The sequence below is a fragment of the Streptomyces mabaensis genome, assembly GCF_053763515.1.
In genome coordinates this window covers 125,233-142,838 of the sequence record NZ_JBSOPZ010000003.1, presented here as the reverse complement: position 1 = coordinate 142,838, position 17,606 = coordinate 125,233, and the positions used below count along the sequence as shown (strand labels likewise).

Annotated in this window: 11 protein-coding genes; 3 read left to right on the top strand and 8 right to left on the bottom strand. The window is 68.6% G+C overall.

The window, feature by feature from the left end; translation table 11 throughout:
• Positions 1-13: 13 nt before the first annotated feature.
• The 5 genes from ACWV17_RS03665 to ACWV17_RS03645 all read right to left on the bottom strand — a co-directional run bounded on the left by ACWV17_RS03665 (position 14) and on the right by ACWV17_RS03645 (position 8,048).
• Positions 14-916 (bottom strand): anti-sigma factor family protein, encoded by a 903-nt coding sequence (locus ACWV17_RS03665; RefSeq protein ID WP_455352966.1) that lies wholly within the window; start codon positions 914-916, stop codon positions 14-16.
• Complete coding sequence (gene sigM / locus ACWV17_RS03660; protein ID WP_455358446.1) at positions 913-1,602, bottom strand: RNA polymerase sigma factor SigM; 690 nt, start codon at positions 1,600-1,602, stop codon at positions 913-915. The genes ACWV17_RS03665 and sigM overlap by 4 nt, the downstream gene beginning before the upstream one ends.
• 29 nt (positions 1,603-1,631) lie before the next feature.
• Positions 1,632-3,353: a protein kinase family protein gene (locus ACWV17_RS03655; protein WP_455358445.1), complete on the bottom strand. Its 1,722-nt coding sequence runs from the start codon at positions 3,351-3,353 to the stop codon at positions 1,632-1,634.
• A gap of 119 nt (positions 3,354-3,472) precedes the next feature.
• On the bottom strand, positions 3,473-5,644 hold the full coding sequence (murJ, locus tag ACWV17_RS03650) for a murein biosynthesis integral membrane protein MurJ (RefSeq protein WP_455358444.1): 2,172 nt from the start codon (positions 5,642-5,644) through the stop codon (positions 3,473-3,475).
• A gap of 46 nt (positions 5,645-5,690) precedes the next feature.
• Positions 5,691-8,048 (bottom strand): DUF6049 family protein, encoded by a 2,358-nt coding sequence (locus tag ACWV17_RS03645; protein ID WP_455358443.1) that lies wholly within the window; start codon positions 8,046-8,048, stop codon positions 5,691-5,693.
• Between the two features lie 168 nt (positions 8,049-8,216).
• On the opposite strand from ACWV17_RS03645, the gene ACWV17_RS03640 reads away from it, so the two are divergent.
• A complete protein-coding gene (locus tag ACWV17_RS03640) occupies positions 8,217-9,704 on the top strand; it encodes a CCA tRNA nucleotidyltransferase (protein WP_455358442.1) in 1,488 nt (495 codons plus the stop codon).
• Positions 9,705-9,786: 82 nt separating this feature from the next.
• Here ACWV17_RS03640 and ACWV17_RS03635 read toward each other — a convergent pair whose 3' ends face one another.
• The 3 genes from ACWV17_RS03635 to ACWV17_RS03625 form a co-directional block, all read right to left on the bottom strand.
• A complete protein-coding gene (locus tag ACWV17_RS03635) occupies positions 9,787-11,049 on the bottom strand; it encodes an MFS transporter (RefSeq protein WP_455358441.1) in 1,263 nt (420 codons plus the stop codon).
• Positions 11,050-11,129: 80 nt separating this feature from the next.
• Positions 11,130-12,212, bottom strand: coding sequence for an inositol-3-phosphate synthase (locus ACWV17_RS03630; RefSeq protein WP_455352973.1), 1,083 nt, complete (start codon positions 12,210-12,212; stop codon positions 11,130-11,132).
• A 50-nt stretch (positions 12,213-12,262) separates the two neighbouring features.
• Positions 12,263-12,982: a helix-turn-helix transcriptional regulator gene (locus tag ACWV17_RS03625; protein WP_455358440.1), complete on the bottom strand. Its 720-nt coding sequence runs from the start codon at positions 12,980-12,982 to the stop codon at positions 12,263-12,265.
• A gap of 356 nt (positions 12,983-13,338) precedes the next feature.
• Between ACWV17_RS03625 and ACWV17_RS03620 the strand changes: the two genes are divergently transcribed.
• Together ACWV17_RS03620 and ACWV17_RS03615 are read left to right on the top strand one after the other, a co-directional pair.
• Positions 13,339-15,960 carry a transglycosylase domain-containing protein gene (locus tag ACWV17_RS03620; protein WP_455358439.1) on the top strand — a complete coding sequence of 874 codons (2,622 nt, stop codon included), beginning with the start codon at positions 13,339-13,341 and terminating at the stop codon, positions 15,958-15,960.
• 95 nt (positions 15,961-16,055) lie between these two features.
• A complete protein-coding gene (locus tag ACWV17_RS03615; RefSeq protein ID WP_455358438.1) occupies positions 16,056-17,519 on the top strand; it encodes a glycosyltransferase family 87 protein in 1,464 nt (487 codons plus the stop codon).
• Positions 17,520-17,606: the final 87 nt, after the last annotated feature.

Sequence of the window (17,606 nt, the reverse complement as noted above, 5' to 3'; positions counted from 1 at the left end):
AGGGCGGGGTGTGTCAGTTTCGGGGGTAGGAGCGTGTCAGCAGAACGTCGCCCTTGCCGGTGGGGGCGCTCTTCGTGCAGGAGGCGTCGATGACGTAGGCCTGGACCGAGGTGCGGTCGGAGGTGTGCGGGAGCACGAGCAGGTAGGCGTCGGCACCCTGGAAGGTGCCCTGCTCCGCGGCGAGGGGCTGCTCCGCCCGTCCTGTGCCGGCCTGGACGCAGGGCGGCACGTTCGGGGACTCCTCACCGTCCCGTAGCGGGGAGTGCGGGGTGTTCTGTGTCCCGAAGGATTTCTTTTCCTCGGGGCTCTGCCCGCCTGGTGATTCTGTGGCGAGAAGAGCCTGGACGCGGCCTTCGAGGCCGGTCGCGGAGAAGGTGTCCGGGGCGTCGGATGCGACGCCCACGCCGTTCTCCGCGGTCTTTTCCGCGGAGTCGCCTTGTGTGGACGGCAGCGACTGCATCAGGAAGATGCTCATGCCGATCGCGGCTGTGCCGAAGACGCCTCCGAGGACAGCGGCGCGGCGCCTTCGCTTGCTGCGGGGGCCGCGGCCGGGGCCGGTGGCCGCCCGTGGGTGGCCGGCAGGCCGCCCGGCTGTGGCCGGCTCCGGAGTCACGGGAGGCGATGTTTCACGTGAAACAGTGTCGTCGGTGCCGGGGAGTGTGGCGTCCAGCAGAGCTTCGGCGGCGAGCGCTGCGTCGATGCGGCCCGCGATGTCGGCCGGCATGCGCTGCGGGCCGGGCAGGGTGCCGAGCAGTCCACGGATCTCGTCCAGGGAGGCCCGCACGTCCGCGCACAGTGGGCATGCGTCGACATGCTTGCGGATCTCGGCCGCGCGTGCCGGAGAGAGCAGTCCCTCGGTGAGGTCGGAGATCTCCGAGACGTCCGGATGCCGGATTGCGCCGGTCGTGGATGTCACGGTCGCCCACCTCCGCCCTTCACCGCGTCTGTGTCCTTGGGTTCCGCTGCCGGTGGGACGGATGTCCCCTGCGTCCGGTTCCTTCCCCGGGGGAGATCGTTGTTATCCGCGGTGTCGGTACGCAGATGTGTGAGTAGCGGCTGCAGTCTCGCCCGGCCCCGTGCGCAGCGGCTCTTCACCGTCCCGGTGGGCACGTCGAGGATCTTGGCGGCTTCTGCCACCGGATAGCCCTGCATGTCGACGAGGATCAGCGCGGCCCGCTGCTCTGCGGGAAGCGTGCCCAGCGCTGCCAGGAGTTCGCGGTGAAGGTCGTGGCGTTCTGCGGGCGCCTCTGCCGATTCGTGGGGCTCCAGGAGCTGCTCGAACCTGTCGGTGTCGTCCATGGGCGAGGTCTTGCGTGAAGCGGCCTTGCGGGCGCGGTCGAGGCAGGCGTTCACGGTGATGCGGTGCAGCCAGGTCGTCACTGCCGACTGTCCGCGGAAGGTGTGGGCGGCGCGGTAGGCGGAGACGAGGGCGTCCTGTACCGCGTCTGCGGCTTCTTCGCGGTCGCCCAGTGTGCGCAGTGCGACGGCCCACAGTCGGTCGCGGTGGCGGCGGACGATCTCACCGAAGGCATCGGGATCGCCGGCGACATGACGAGCGAGCAGGTCCTGGTCGCTTGCGCCGCCCGGTTCTGCGTCGTCCAACGGTGAGCCCCCTGCCCCTGCTGTCCTGGTCAGCTCGTGAATTTCACGTCCGTGATCGCCTGCTTGTAGCCGGCGCCGCTGAACTCGTCCCCTTCGGCCTTCGGTACGTCGGTGAGCCAGACGAGGACGTACCGAGTTTCCACCGGGGCCGGTGCAGACAGCGCGGCCGTGGTGCCCTGCGTCTGGGTGGTGGCGATCTTCTTCATCGAGTCGACGGAGGTGGCTGACGACATCGAGTCAGTGCCGTAGAGGGTGATCGTGGTGTGGTCACCACCGAAGCGGAGCCCTATCGAAGCGGCCGAGACGTTCTGGTCGGAACCGAGATCGTAGATGATGCCGATGCCCTGCTTGAAGGGTGCGAGCTTCGGTCCGTCCTCGAAGCTCTTCGACCGCCAGTACGTCGAGCCGTCGCCGTCGTACGTGTTCCTGACGTCGCCGGCGTTCTGCGTCCGTCCGTCCGGGGCGTACTCCTCGGCGCCGTGGATACCGATCGGCTTCGGAGCCTCCTGTGGGGGCTTCTCGTCGCCGTCGTTCGTCTGCGTTCTGCCGGGGTCGCCGCTGGAGTCCCCGCGGTCGAGGAGGGTGTCTGCCAGTTGCCAGCTGCCCAGGCCCAGCGCGGCGATGAGCAACGCGGCGACGCTCCACTTCAGGGCCTTGCCGGTGCGGCTCTGCAGCGGAGGCGGCGGGGCTGCCGGCATCGGCTGTGTGGCCGATCCCGGACGGGCGGTCGAACGCCCGTAGGTGCCCTGCTGGTAGGTGGTGCGCTGGTAGTCGGGCGGCGCCGTGAAAGCCGGCTCCGGCGGCCGGATGCGCGGCATGGTTGCGACCGCCTTGGCCAGCTCCTCCGGAGTGGTGCAGGGCGGCTCCTGGCGTGAGGCGGTGGCGCCGTCGTTGGCCAGAGCGCGCATGGCGAGCTCGGCGAGCCCGCGGTGGACGCCCGCACGGACCTGGTCGGGGGAGATCAGCCCGACGCCCTTGGGCAGTCCGGACAGCCCGTATGCGTCGTTCTCGTACGGCCAGCGCTGGGTGAGGGAGGCGTACAGCAGTGCGCCGATCGCCTCGGTGTCGGTGCGCTGCGGGAATTCGGAGGTGATGCCGCGCAGGGCCGCGTTCACGGCGAGGCCGCGGATCCGGTACTGGCCGGAGGAGGTGCGCAGTATGGCGCCGGGGGTCAGCCGGAGATGGGCCAGGCCCTCGCGGTGGGCCGCGGCCATTGCCTGGGAAACCTGGCTGACGAGCTGGTAGGCATCGTGTGCCTCCATCGGGCCGGACGCGAGCAGGGAGGTGAGTTCGGTGGCATCCGGAAGCCACTCGTGAACGACGTAGACGAGATCGTTCTCCTCGACCGCGTCCAGGACCTGTACGAAGCGTGGGTCGCCGAGCAGAGCGGAGGAGCGTGCGGCGGCGAGTACCGAGCGGGCGCGGGGGTGGTTCGCGGGAAGCAGGTGGACACCGACGGCCCGGCGGAGCTTCTCGTCGACGGCGCGCCAGCTGCTGAAACCGTCCAGACGGGTGACGCACTCTTCGAGCCGGTAGCGTCTGGCGAGCTTGTGGCCGCTGTGCAGCTCGGGCGCGGCGGCGTGCCCGAGGTCGCCGCTCTTGCGCTCGCTGCCCGGGTCGGTCGCGCTCTGGTCCGCCTTCTGCTGGGCTTCCGCCACCCCGTCGGCCGTGGCGCCGTCCGCCTTCGCGGTCAGCGGCTCGTCGCCGCTGTTGTCGGCCACGTCGACGGCAGCTGTGCTACGTTCCGCCACCGTCGTTCCTGCCTCCCCATCCGTTGCACGCTGTTGGCCAGTCTGCAGAGCCATGCCAATTGTGCCCACAGTCCGGCGCTATGCACGACACGCGGCGGCGGACGATGGTTGTGCGAAGGTCAGCGTCCGAGCCGTCCGCGGACCATGCCGACCATCGCGTTGAGTTCCTCGATGCGCATCCGCTTCGCGGCCACGAGGAAGACCGTCATCAGGACGAGACCGCCGCCCACCAGGGCCGTGAAGGAGCCGAGGGCACCGCTGCCGAGGCCCTTGGTGATCCCGAATGCCACGGCGCCCGCCGCGACCGCCGCGGGCACGCACGCTCCGGCGAGCCGGGCGTACGTACGGATGACGTGGGCGCCGTCGAGATCGCCGCCGAGTCGGTTGCGCAGCCGGCGCCAGGCGACGCCCACACCCACGGCGTACGCGAGGCCGTAGGCGGCTGCCATGCCGACCACTGCCCAGCGGGCGGGCAGGACGAAGTACGCCAGTGCGGAGACCGCCGCGTTGACCGCGGCGACGATGACGGTGTTGTAGAACGGCGTGCGGGTGTCCTCGTACGCGTAGAAGCCGCGCAGTACGACGTACTGGACGGAGTACGGAATCAGGCCGAGCCCGAAGGCCATCAGGATGAAGCCCATGGACCGGGCTGCTTCGGCGCCGGAGGGCCCGAAGAGCAGGGTGCACATCGGGAGGCCGAGGGCGACGAAGGCGAACGAGACGGGCACGATCGCGACAGCGGAGTTGCGCAGTCCCTGAGAGATGTCGTCGCGTACGGCGCCGGGGTCGTTGTCATGGGCAGCGCGGGAGATGCGGGGCAGCAGGGCGGCCATCACGGAGACGGTGATGATGGCCTGCGGCATGCCCCAGATCAGCTGCGCGTTGGAGTAGGCCAGGAAGCCTGTTCCATCGGTGTCGGAGGCGGCGCCCGCCGCGGTGGAGAGCTGGGTGACGACGAGGACGCCCGCCTGGTTGGCGAGGACGAAGAGCACGGTCCACTTGGCGAGCTTGACCGTCTTGCCGAGCCCGTGGCCCTTCCAGTCGAAGCGGGGACGGAAGCGGAACCCCGTCTCGCGCAGGTACGGGATCATCGCGAGGGCCTGGACGACGAGTCCGAGGAGCGTTCCGATACCGAGGAGCCGGACGCCTTCCGCCGGAATGGTGTCCACGCCGATGCCGGACTCGGCGGAGGTCCCGTACACCCAGATGAACAGTCCGAAGGTGAAGATCATGACGATGTTGTTCAGGACCGGGGTCCACATCATCGCGCCGAACTTGCCTCGGGCGTTGAGGATCTGGCCCATGACCACGTGCACGCCCATGAAGAAGATGGTCGGCAGGCAGTAGCGGGCGAAGACGACGGCGACGCTGTTGGCTTCCGGATTGTCGGCGATCGTGTCCGACATCAGGCGGACCAGCACCGGTGCCGCGAAAACGGCCCCGACGACGATGAGGCCGAGGGCGACCATGACGAGCGTCAGCAGACGGTTGGCGTAGGCCTCACCACCGTCCTCGTCGTTCTTCATGGCACGCACGAGCTGCGGCACGAAGACGGAGTTGAGGCCGCCGCCCACGGTCAGGATGTAGATCATCGTCGGCAGTGTGTAGGCGACGGTGAAGGCGTCACCGAGCATCGCGGCACCCAGCGCCGCAGTGATCACCAGGCTGCGGACGAATCCGGTGAGCCGGGACACCATCGTGCCGGCGGCCATGACGGCACTGGACTTCAGCAGCCCCGATGCCCGGCCGGACCTCTTGGGAGCGGGCGAGCCAACCGGTTCGGGCTCGGGGTCGGAGGCGGGCTGGCGGATGCTGTCCTGCTGATCCCGGTAGAGGTGCGCGAAGGCATCCGGCTCGGGCTCTTCCTCACCGGCCCTGGTGACCAGATCGTCCACCCCGGTGAACTCGGTGGTCCGGGCGTCATCGCCGTACGGAAGATGGCGGGAGGGCCCGTCCGGTTCGGGTGCCGGTGTCTGTGCCCACACCCGCGGGTCCGGAGCGTTCGCAGGCGCCGCGGGCTGCTGGTAGAGCGGCTGCGGCTCCTGGTACGTGCCGGGCGGCGGCGGGGGGTGCGAGGCGCGGTCGTAGAGGGCCTCAGCCACCGGGTCCTGAGCGGCAAGGTCCTGTTCGCGGTACGGATCGCGGTCGTAGGTGTCCTGAAGGTAGGGATCCGGGGCGGCCGGAGGCGGCGGGGGAACCTGGCCCGGCACCGGTGGCTCCGGAACGGCCCCCGGCGTCGCGGCAGTGCCACTCGCTCCCTGTCCGCGGTCACCGTCGTACGGCGCGTTCATCGAAACCCCACCTCATTGTCCCCAGGCCGACCGGCCACGCCATCGCTCAACGGTCCACTTTCTCACCCGTGCCCGACGGGTTGCCGCTTTCCGGACCGGTGTCCGGTGTCGGGTCACTCGGCTGCTCGGCGCCGTCCGCTTCTCCAGGTGCCTCCCCGGCGGGTCCTGCGGCAGGTGCTTCTGCCCGTGCCGTGGGTGCGGAGACCGTATCCGTCGTGGCGGCGGCCGTCGCCAGCGCGGCCGCCCGCTTGCGGTGCCGGTACATCCTGATGCCTGCGAGGACGAGGAGAAGAACACCGCCGGCGATCACGAGCATCACCGTGGGCGTGATCTCGGTCGCTTCCACGGTGAACCTCCTCGCCTCTCCGTAGCGGACACCGTCCTCGGTGTAGAGCTGGGCGGTCACCTCGACCGGCCCGCTGGCCGTGGCGTTCGCGGTGAATTTCACCGACTGGCTGTGGCCGCCCTGGACGGCGACCGGCTGCTCGGTTTCCGCCTTGTCTCCGAACTTCAGGCGGTTCGGCTTGTCCGAGGTGAGCCGGAGCACAAGGTTGTCGACACCCTGGACGAGGCTGTTCTGCACGGTCACCGGGATCGTCGCACTGCGTCCCGAGAGGGTCGCGTCCGACTTCGGAATCAGCTGCACCTTCTCGGTGAGACCGATCAGGTAGCTCTGTACGTCGCCACGGTACTGGGCGGCCCCCTGCGGCTTGCCGCGCCAGGAGACGGACATGCCCCGGCGGATGGCGTTGCCGAACGGGATGTCCACACGGTCTTCCGCGGTGAGGATGACCTTGAAGTGGTCGAGCGTGTTCTGGGTGGTGCGGATCTCCTCGAAGGCTGCCCTAGGCAGCTCCCTCTTGCGCAGGGCGTCGGGATACGAGCCTGGGCCGGGCACGCTGGTGGTGGCGTCGGGGTCGGGCTTGGCCTTTGCGGCCGCTTCCAGGTCGAGCGGCTGCGTCCAGCGGCTCGCCTGCAGGCCGCGCAGCGCGCTCGCCATGGACTGCGCCTGGCTGGCGGTCGGCGTCCGCTGTGGAGCGACGACGATGCTGCGTTCCTTGTCCGTGCCCTGCAGGTTCACCGCTAGGCTCTGCGCCAGGAATTCCTGCACGGCGAGCGTGGAGTTTCCTGCCCGGGACATGTCTCCCTGGAAGGCCTTGGACAGCGGGGCATCAGCGACCACCGCCGTGGTGCCGCCGCCGATGGGCCGGGCTGCGGTCGGCGTGTACGACAGGCTGTCCGACTCGCGCATGCTGTCGCTGCGGGTGATCACATGGTGGGCGCCCGCCGAAGTGGCGGTGTTGATGATCGAGGGATCGACGGCGCCTTCCACCGGCCATGCGAAGTCGGTGGAGGGTGTCACGTGGAGGATGGTCTCCACTGCCTGCTTGGCCACCTCTGTGGCGGGCCGCAAGTGGCTCAGCGACCCGGAGACATTCCTGCCTCGGTGCGCCAGTGACGCCAGGTCGGGGTCGGCGAACGGCAGGGCCACGACCTTCTGGTCCCGTACGGCGTCCTCGAGTGAACTCAGCCACTGGTTCGCGATGTCCTGGCTCTTGCCCGGGACGGTCGTGCCATTGGGCCCCCTGACCTCGTAGCTCCGCGTCATCGCATCGACGGTGGCCAGCAGGTCTGGGTCGATCAGCCAGGTGACGGGCAGCTCTTTGCCCAGGGAGACGAGCTGTTCCAGCCGTCCGCCGGGAGCGAGTTCCGCCGCCAGGCTGTCGTTCTGGAAGACCGGGGTCTGCTGTTCGTCGGAGCCGGTCTCGGAGGTCAGGTGCGTCGAGGAGATCAGCGGCCATACGTAGGTGAGCTGGGTTCGCTTCTTCGCCGCCTCCGGCTGCCAGGGCAGGAAGGTCCGCTCCATACCCAGGACCTGCTGGCCGGGGTGGCTTGACGTGTGGCCCGCGAGGGACACACCGACCTGGTAGACGCCGTCCGTGTCGAGGCCCAGCTTGTCGACCGGAACCTTGAGCGTGAAGTCATGGCTGATCTTGGCAGGCAGCTTCGCGATCTTGAACGTGTACGCGTCGTTGATCTCCGAGAGGTTGCCGGGTGCAGGGCCACTGCGTTCAGCGGCGGCGTCGATCGCCGTCCTGCCGGTCATCGGCGGTCCCACGCGAAGCCCGACCCGGGCGTCGGTGATCGTCTCCTTGCCCTGGTTCACCACCGTGCCGGAGATCGTGAGTGAGTCGCCCTTCACGGGTGCGGCAGGACTCAGTGTGTCGAGAGACACGTCCACACTCCGCGGTCCCGCGGTGTCGGCGGCCCGCGCCGGCGAGTCTGCGGGGACGTACATCAGCCCGGCCAGGAGAGGTGTCCCGGCGACCAGCACGGCTGCACGCCGCAGCCATCGGCGGGCAGGAGAGGAGCCCGACCCCCGGAAGTCTGCCGCCTCGGCCACGCGCTCGCCCGTCCCTCGTCATCAGTGGTCGTCGGTTGTGCGTCCACGCATGGTAACGAGGCCCGCTGTGTGTGAGTGCCGCGGACTGCTCCACATGATCGCAGGAGAGCGCGGTGTGGAAGGAAACGAGGGCGCTCGGGTCGGCGGGGCCACGTACCCTGTTCTGTTGTGCCGAACGCCAATGAAGACAACCCCAGTGCCCTGAGTCAGGTGCAGCGCCGCGCGGTGAGTGAACTGCTGCGGGTGTCCCCTGTCGCCGACGATCTCGCCCGACGCTTCCGGGACGCGGGCTTCAGCCTCGCGCTGGTCGGCGGTTCGGTCAGGGACGCGTTGCTCGGACGGCTCGGCAATGACCTCGACTTCACCACGGACGCACGTCCCGAGGACGTACTGAAGATCGTCCGGCCGTGGGCCGACTCGGTGTGGGACGTCGGGATCGCCTTCGGCACGGTGGGCTGCCAGAAGGCCGCCGGCGACGAGGGGGGAGCGGACCGGTTCTTCCAGATCGAGGTCACCACGTACCGCTCCGAGGCGTACGACCGGACCTCGCGGAAGCCGGAGGTCTCCTACGGCGACTCCATCGAGCAGGACCTCATCCGCCGCGACTTCACGGTCAACGCCATGGCCGTGGCCCTCCCGGAGAAGGAGTTCATCGACCCGCACGGTGGACTCGGCGACCTCGCTGCACGCGTCCTTCGGACCCCCGGAACGCCCGAGGAATCCTTCTCGGACGACCCGCTGCGCATGATGCGGGCGGCTCGTTTCGCCGCACAGCTGGATTTCGAGGTGGCTCCCGAAGTCGTCGAGGCGATGACATCGATGGCCGAGCGCATCGAGATCGTCTCCGCCGAACGCGTGCGTGACGAGTTCAACAAGCTGCTGCTCTCCGCCAACCCGCGCAAGGGGCTGGCGCTGCTCGTCGGCACCGGGATCGCCGATCGTGTGATCCCCGAACTTCCGGCGCTGCGACTGGAGAGCGATGAGCACCACCGGCACAAGGACGTCTACGAGCACTCGCTGACCGTGCTGGAGCAGGCCATCGATCTGGAAGCCCCTCAGGAGGAGCCCGGCGGCGGGGCGGACCTGGTGCTACGGCTCGCCGCGCTGCTGCACGACATCGGCAAGCCGCGGACGCGGCGGTTCGAGACCGACGGCCGGGTCTCCTTCCACCACCATGAGGTGGTCGGCGCCAAGATGACCCGTAAGCGCATGACTGCTCTCAAGTACTCCAACGACATGGTCAAGGACGTCTCGAAGCTGGTCGAGCTGCATCTGCGGTTCCACGGCTATGGGACCGGGGAATGGACCGACTCCGCCGTCCGCCGCTATGTGCGCGATGCGGGTCCTCTGCTGGAGCGGCTGCACAAGCTGACCCGTTCGGACTGTACGACACGGAACAAGCGCAAGGCGAGCGCGCTGTCCCGCGCCTACGACGGCCTCGAGGAGCGCATCGCGCAGCTCCAGGAGCAGGAGGAGCTGGACGCGATCCGCCCGGACCTGGACGGCAACGAGATCATGGAGGTTCTCGGAGTCGGCCCCGGCCCGGTGATCGGCAAGGCGTACAAGTTCCTGCTCGAGCTGCGTCTGGAGAACGGCCCGATGGAGCGGGACGCCGCCATCGCGTCACTCAAGGAGTGGTGGGTAGCGCAGAGCTGAGCGATGTTTCACGTGAAACGTCAGGCGGAGAACAGGGGCGATGTTTCACGTGAAACATCGCCCCTTCGCCTTGTCTCCCCCTCTATCGCTTCATGGGGCGCGCCATCCCAGCGGCAACCACGGCGTAGAGGGCGGCGACGGACACGACCAGGGCGGCCGACCGGCCGTCCGGCGGCAGCATCAGTGCGGCCACCCCGGCGGCGCCGACGAATGCCGCGTTGTACAGCACGTCGTAGATCGAGAAGACTCGTCCGCGGAAGGCGTCGTCCACCGAGGACTGCACCACCGTGTCCGTGGAGATCTTCGATCCTTGGGTGATCAGCCCCAGAAGGAACGCGGCAATCATCATGGGCACCGGCGCGAACGGCAGGCCGAGAGCCGGTTCCAGCACGGCAGCGGCAGCGGAACAGGCGGCGATCCACCCGAACTCGCCGAACCGGCCCACCGCCCACGGTGTCATCACGGCCGCCGCGAAGAAGCCGGCCCCTGAAAGGGCGATGGCGAGGCCGAGCAGGGCCATGCCTTCCGACTCCCGCTCCGTCCAGGCATACCGGCACAGCATCAGCACCATCACGGTCAGCGCCCCGTAGCAGAACCGCAGCAGGGTCATTGCTGCCAGCGCCCGCGCTGCCGTCCGCCGCTCCGCCAGATGGCGCAGACCCTCAGCCAGTCCACGAGCCGTCATGGCCACGGCGTCGGTCATCCTGGGGCGCAGAGCATCGGGTGGGAGATCCGGCCCCAGCAAGCCGGGGGCCATACGCAGGGAAGCGAGGGCCGCGGACAGGTAGAGGGAAGCGCCGAGCAGGACGACGGCCGCGTCCGAGTCGGCGCCCAGCAGTCTCACGGCGAAGGCAAGCCCTCCGCCGGCTGTTGCCGCGAGGGTGCCCGCCGTCGGAGAGACGGAATTGGCCATCACCAGTCGGTCAGCGTCGACGACGCGCGGCAGAGCTGCTGACAGTCCCGCAAGGACGAAACGGTTGACGGCGGTAACGGCCAGAGCCGATGCGTAGAACAGCCAGTCCGGGACGGAGGCGAGGATCAGCAGCGCCGTGACGCACGCCAGAGCTGCCCGCAGGAGATTTCCGTAGAGGAAGACCTGCCGGCGCCGCCAGCGGTCCAGCAGCACGCCCGCGAAGGGGCCGACCACGGAGTACGGCAGCAGCAGCACCGCCATGGCCGAGGCGATGGCCGCGGCCGAGGTCTGCCTCTCGGGGGAGAACACGACGTACGTGGCCAGGGCGACCTGGTACACGCCGTCTGCCGACTGGGAGAGCAGTCGTACGGCGAGCAGGCGGCGGAAATCCCTCAGGCGCAGGAGTACGCGCAGATCACGTACGACAGGCATGTGCGCAAGCGTCACATACGAGGAGGGTCCCCGTGCATATTGCCCGGGGACCCTCCTCACACATACGCGCGGACGGAGCCTTAGCGCTCGACCTCACCAGCGATGAACTTCTCGACGTTCTCGCGCGCCTCGTCGTCGAAGTACTGGACCGGCGGGGACTTCATGAAGTACGAGGACGCCGAGAGGATCGGGCCACCGATACCGCGGTCCTTGGCGATCTTTGCGGCGCGCAGCGCGTCGATGATGACACCCGCGGAGTTCGGGGAGTCCCAGACCTCGAGCTTGTACTCCAGGTTCAGCGGGACGTCACCGAACGCACGGCCCTCAAGACGCACGTACGCCCACTTGCGGTCGTCCAGCCACGCCACGTAGTCCGACGGGCCGATGTGGACGTTGTTCTCGCCCATGTCGCGGTCGGGGATCTGCGAGGTGACGGCCTGGGTCTTCGAGATCTTCTTGGACTCGAGGCGGTCACGCTCGAGCATGTTCTTGAAGTCCATGTTGCCGCCGACATTCAGCTGCATGGTGCGCTCGAGGAGCACACCGCGGTCCTCGAAGAGCTTCGCCATCACCCGGTGCGTGATGGTGGCGCCCACCTGGGACTTGATGTCGTCACCGACGATCGGCACGCCGGCCTCGGTGAACTTGTCCGCCCACTCCTTCGTGCCGGCGATGAAGACCGGAAGAGCGTTGACGAAGGCGACCTTGGCGTCGATGGCGCACTGCGCGTAGAACTTCGCCGCGTCCTCGGAACCGACGGGCAGGTAGCAGACCAGAACGTCGACCTCGCGGTCCTTGAGGACCTGGACGACGTCGACCGGCGCCTCCGCGGACTCCTCGATGGTCAGGCGGTAGTACTTGCCCAGGCCGTCGAGGGTGTGGCCGCGCTGGACGGTGACGCCCTTGCTGGGCACGTCGCAGATCTTGATGGTGTTGTTCTCGCTGGCGCCGATGGCATCCGAGAGGTCGAGGCCGACCTTCTTGGCATCGACGTCGAAGGCGGCGACGAACTCGACGTCCCTTACGTGGTAGTCGCCGAACTGGACGTGCATGAGCCCCGGCACCTTGGCCGCCGGGTCGGCGTCCTTGTAGTACTCGACGCCCTGCACCAGCGAGGCGGCGCAGTTGCCCACGCCGACGATGGCTACGCGAACCGAACCCATTGGCGGTTGCTCCCTGTGTGTACTCGTCGAAGCTCTGCGGGTGCAAAGCCTCACTTGGCGGTCTCGTCGGACGGATCCGGCGGGATGTGAGACCCGGGGGGCGTCCCCTCGGATCCCGCCGCATGCCCGTGCCGGGGCAGACCGCCCGTCTCTCCTGATGTGTTGTCCTGCTGAGCCGAGCCGGCGCCGCTGCCGGGTCGTCGCTGATCCCGGCCCGCCCGCTCGCTCTCGATCAGCTCGTTCAGCCAGCGCACTTCGCGCTCCACGGACTCCATGCCGTGCCGCTGCAGCTCGAGCGTGTAGTCGTCGAGGCGCTCACGGGTCCGGGCCAGGGAGGCGCTCATCTTCTCGAGGCGCTCCTCCAGCCGGCTCCGGCGGCCCTCCAGCACCCGCATCCGCACCTCCCGCTCGGTCTGGCCGAAGAAGGCGAAGCGCGCAGCGAAGTGCTCGTCCTCCCAGGTGTCCGGACCGGTGTGCGAGAGCAGCTCCTCGAAGTGCTCCTTACCTTCGGCGGTCAGCCGATAGACGATCTTGGCGCGGCGCCCCGCGAGGGATGCGGCGAGCGCATCCTCCGGCGCGCTGCCCGGTTCCTCGATCAACCAGCCGTTGGCGACCAGCGTCTTGAGGCAGGGGTAGAGCGTCCCGTAACTGAAGGCACGGAACACTCCCAGCGAGGTGTTGAGCCGTTTACGCAGCTCATAGCCGTGCATCGGGGACTCGCGGAGCAGACCGAGTACGGCGAATTCGAGGATGCCGGAGCGTCTGCTCACTCTTCGCCTCCTCCGTCGCCCTGACCCGTATGCCGAGCTGATGTATCGACTCGATACATCCAGACGATAGAACGGGTGCGCTCCTGCGACAAGTGGGGCCACAGTGACCGGCATCACATCGGCAATTCCTGGCGGGCAAGTTGCCTGGTTTGGGGTGAACTTCGGCACTGGAAGGGTTTTGACCGTGCGTAGTCTGTGCGGCATGCAGACCACCGGGAACCAAGTGACGCCGGGGGGCGTCGTCGCCCCGGGGGCAGTGCGGACAGGCCCGTTCCAGGACGGGACCGCACTTCGGGGGGACCGGAACACCACTGCCGCTTCCAGGCGATCGCGCCTGCCCGAGGAGTAGTCGTTCGATGAGCGAGCACCGTCGCAAACCGCCGCAGCCGCAGGGCGGCGGACGCGCCGCGGCCAGGCGAGCCGCGCAGCAGCCGCCTTCCGGCCGCCGCGGGGCAACCCGCCGGGACGTCCCCGCCGGATCGCCCTCCGGCTCGTACGAGCAGGAGCGCCCCTACGGTGGCCGCGCCGAGGCCCGTCGCGCCGCCCAGCGCGGCGCCGGCGGCCGCAGACGCGCCCCCGAAGCCGGCGGCGCCGGCCGCGGCAACCCGAGCTCCGAGAAGCGCTTCATCGACTACCCGCGGTCGGACAAGGACGGCTGGAGCCGCTGGGTCCCCTCGTGGAAGCTGGTCGGGGGAACCTGCCTCGGCTTCTTTGCCCTCCTGATGGCGGGCACCGGCATCGCGCTGGCCATGGTCGGGACGCCTGAAGCGCAGAAGGCCGCCGAGGCGCAGAACAACGTCTTCTACTGGGACGACGGCACCCAGATGGCGGCGACCGGCGGTTCGCGCAACCGCCAGATCGTGACCATCGACAAGATCCCGCAGTCGATGCAGGACGCGGTGATCGCCGCGGAGAACGCCTCCTTCGAAACCGACAAGGGCGTCGACCCCATGGGCATCGCCCGGGCCGTCGTCAACATGGCCAAGGGTGGCTCCACACAGGGCGGATCGACGATCACCCAGCAGTACGTGAAGAACACGTACCTCGAGCAGGACCAGACGATGAAGCGCAAGATCACCGAGCTCTTCATCTCGATAAAGCTCGGTGCCACCGAGGAGAAGGACGAGATCCTCGCCGGCTACCTGAACACCGCCTACTACGGCCGCGACGCCTACGGAATCCAGGCAGCGGCCCAGGCGTACTTCAAGACGGACAGCGACGACCTCGACCCGTCCGAGAGCGCGTTCCTCGCCGCCCTGCTCAAGGGCCCCAACCTCTACAACCCGGACGGCGGCATCGGCCCCGGAGCCACCCCCGAGGAGAACACCAAGCGCGCCAAGCTGCGCTGGGCATGGGTCCTCGACCGCCAGGTCGAGGTCGGACGCATGACGAAGGCGGAGCGGGACAAGTACCGGAAGTTCCCGGACCTCGAAGACTCCGCGCAGGCCAGAGGGCTGTCCGGCCAGAAGGGCTATCTCGTCGAGACGGCCAAGAAGTACGTCATGAAGAAGACCGGCCTCACACCGGAGAGGCTCGAACTCGGCGGCTACCGCATCTACACGACCTTCAACCAGGCCAAGGTCAACGCGCTCACCGCATCGGTCGAGAAGACCCGCAAGGAGTTCCTGGACGAGAAGAAGCGCCCCGAAAAGGACAAGCACGTCCAGTTCGGCGCGGCCTCCGTCGACCCCGAGAACGGCAAGATCGTCGCCATCTACGGCGGCAAGGGCTGGGACCAGAACCACTTCACCAACAACGCCGACACCTCCGGCGTCCCGGTCGGCTCCACCTGGAAGCCGTACGTACTCGCGGCCGCGATGGAGTACGGCACCCCGAACTCCGGCGGCGAGGGTCTCTCACTGAACAGCAAGTACAACGGCAACGACCTGACCGTCATCAACAACCGCGCCGGTCAGCCCCTCATGAACAACAAGGGACAGCCGTTCCGGCAGAAGAACGAAAGCCCCACCCCCTACGGCTACGTCACCCTCACCGAGGCGATGGAGAAATCCATCAACACCCCCTTCGCCCAGCTCGGCATGGACGTCGGACTGGACAAGGTGCGCGAGGTCGCGGAGAACACCGGCATTCTCAAGGACTCGATGGACCCCAACGACAACGCCTCCTTCTCCCTCGGTACCTCCACCCCGAGTGCCATCCGGATGGCCGACTCGTACGCCACCTTCGCCGCCTCCGGCACCCACTACGAGCCGTACTCCGTCACCAAGGTCGTCCAGAAGGGCGAGGAGCTCCAGGGATTCGAGCCCCCCGAGGCGGAGACGGGCCTGGACGACACCATCGCCGACAACATCACCAAGGTCCTCCAGAACGTCGTCCAGAACGGCACCGGCAAGAAGGCCAGGGAGCTGGGCCGCCCGGCCGCCGGCAAGACCGGCACCACCGACAAGAACAAGTCGGCCTGGTTCGTCGGCTACACCCCGCAGCTCTCGACCGCCGTCACCCTGTTCCGCACCGACCCGGAGGACAAGAAGCTCCTGTCGATGAACGGCACCGGTGGCGTGCCGTCCATCCACGGTGGTGACATTCCGGCTGAGGTATGGACGAACTACATGCGCGAAGCCCTCAAGGGAGAGCCCAAGAAGGACTTCCCCGAGGCCGAGGAGATCGGCACCAAGGCCGACGCCGACGGCGCTCCCACCCCCACTCCGACGCCGTCCATCACCCCCTCCGAGGAGCCGTCCGAAAAGCCCTCCGAATCGGCGCCTGCGACGCCGACCCCGTCGGAAAGCGCCGGGCCGACCGAGTCCTGCGGGCCCTTCGACTGGGACTGCGAGGAGGACGGCGGCACCACCACCGGTAACACCGCGGGAGCCGACGCGGGCACCACCGACGGCACCACCGGCGGAGTATCGCCGTCGCCCTCTGCGCCCACCGGCGGCACCGGCGGCAACGGAAACGGCGGCAACGGCAACGGAAACGGCGGCAACGGCGGCTTCTTCGGCGGACCGGCCGGCTAGCCACTCGGCCCCCCACGGAACACGGCCACGAGGGCCGTCGCGGCAGCCGCGACGGCCCTCGCTTCATGCCCAGGGACGTACGGCAGGATGAGCCCATGACGAGCACGCACGAGGACCGACCCGTACTGCCCACACAGCAGGACGAAGTGGCCGCGGCCGGCAGCGAGATGATCGGCGGGCCTACCGGTCGTTACGCGGCGCTCGGCAGAGGCCGGCTGACCCCCGTCCGCGTCATCGTCCTCGTCGCCCTCGGCATGTTCGCCCTCGGCATGGCACAGAAAGCACCCTGCTACGACTGGGCCTGGTTCCGCGGCGCCACATCCCAGTACACCCACGCCTGCTATTCCGACATCCCGCACCTCTACGTCGGGCGCGGCTTCGCCGACGACCTCGTCCCCTACTTCGACCGGCTGCCCGGCGACATGCAGTACCTCGAATACCCGGTGCTCACCGGCCTCTTCATGGAAGCCGCCTCCTGGCTCACCCCGCAGAGCGGCTCGATGGTGCACCGTGAACAGGTCTACTGGATGGTCAACGCGGGAATGCTGATGGTCTGCGCCGCCGTCATCGCCGTCTGCGTCGCCCGCACCCACCGTCGGCGCCCCTGGGACGCGCTGCTCGTCGCCCTCGCCCCCGCCTTCGCCCTCACCGCCACCATCAACTGGGACCTCCTCGCGGTCTCCCTGACCGCCGCTGCGATGCTCATGTGGTCGCGCGCCAGACCCCTCGCCTACGGCATCCTCATCGGGCTCGCCACCGCCGCCAAGCTCTACCCCGCACTGCTCCTCGGGCCGCTGTTCGTGCTGTGCTGGCGCGCCGGAAAATGGCGCGAACTCGCCGCCGCCGCACTCGGCGCCACCGGCGCCTGGCTGGCGGTCAACCTCCCCGTCATGTACTTCGCCCCCGAAGGCTGGAAGAAGTTCTACACCTTCAGCCAGGAACGCCCCGTCGACTTCGGATCACTCTGGCTGATCATCTCCCAGCGCACCGGCAACCCCCTCGACGACGCCAACACCTACGCCACCCTCCTCACCCTCCTCCTGTGCGCAGGCATCGGCGCCCTCACCCTCACCGCCCCCCGCCGGCCCCGCTTCGCCCAGCTGGCCTTCCTGGTCGTCGCCGTCTTCATCCTCACCAACAAGGTCTACTCACCGCAGTACGTGCTGTGGCTCATCCCCCTCGCAGCCCTCGCCCGGCCCCGCTGGCGGGACTTCCTGATCTGGCAGGCCTGCGAGGTCACGTACTTCCTGGGCATCTGGATGTACCTCGCGTACACCGGAAGCGGCGACAAACACCAGGGTCTGCCCACCGAGGGCTACCAGCTCGCCATCGCCGTCCACCTGCTGGGGACCCTCTACCTGTGCGCCGTCGTCGTCCGCGACGTACTGATGCCGGAACGGGACGTCGTACGCACCGACGGCTCGGACGACCCGTCCGGCGGTGTACTCGACGGCGCACCCGACGTCTTCGTCCTCGGTGAGGCCGCGCGCCCACCACGGCACGCCGCCCACCTGGAGGCGCATCACCGGGTCGAATGGGGCACGACCGTACGCGAATAGGCCCCCGCCCCCGCGCGGCAGTACGGAACGTGAAAGGGCCCGGGCCGCACCCAAAGGTGCGGCCCGGGCCCTTTTGCGCGTGCACGC

Bases quoted from the DNA above. Each gene is read 5' to 3' on its own strand.
- murJ (WP_455358444.1), bottom strand. From the start codon at position 5,644: ATGAACGCGCCGTACGACGGTGACCGCGGACAGGGAGCGAGTGGCACT.
- ACWV17_RS03635 (WP_455358441.1), bottom strand. From the start codon at position 11,049: ATGCCTGTCGTACGTGATCTGCGCGTACTCCTGCGCCTGAGGGATTTC.
- ACWV17_RS03630 (WP_455352973.1), bottom strand. From the start codon at position 12,212: ATGGGTTCGGTTCGCGTAGCCATCGTCGGCGTGGGCAACTGCGCCGCC.
- ACWV17_RS03620 (WP_455358439.1), top strand. From the start codon at position 13,339: ATGAGCGAGCACCGTCGCAAACCGCCGCAGCCGCAGGGCGGCGGACGC.
- ACWV17_RS03615 (WP_455358438.1), top strand. From the start codon at position 16,056: ATGACGAGCACGCACGAGGACCGACCCGTACTGCCCACACAGCAGGAC.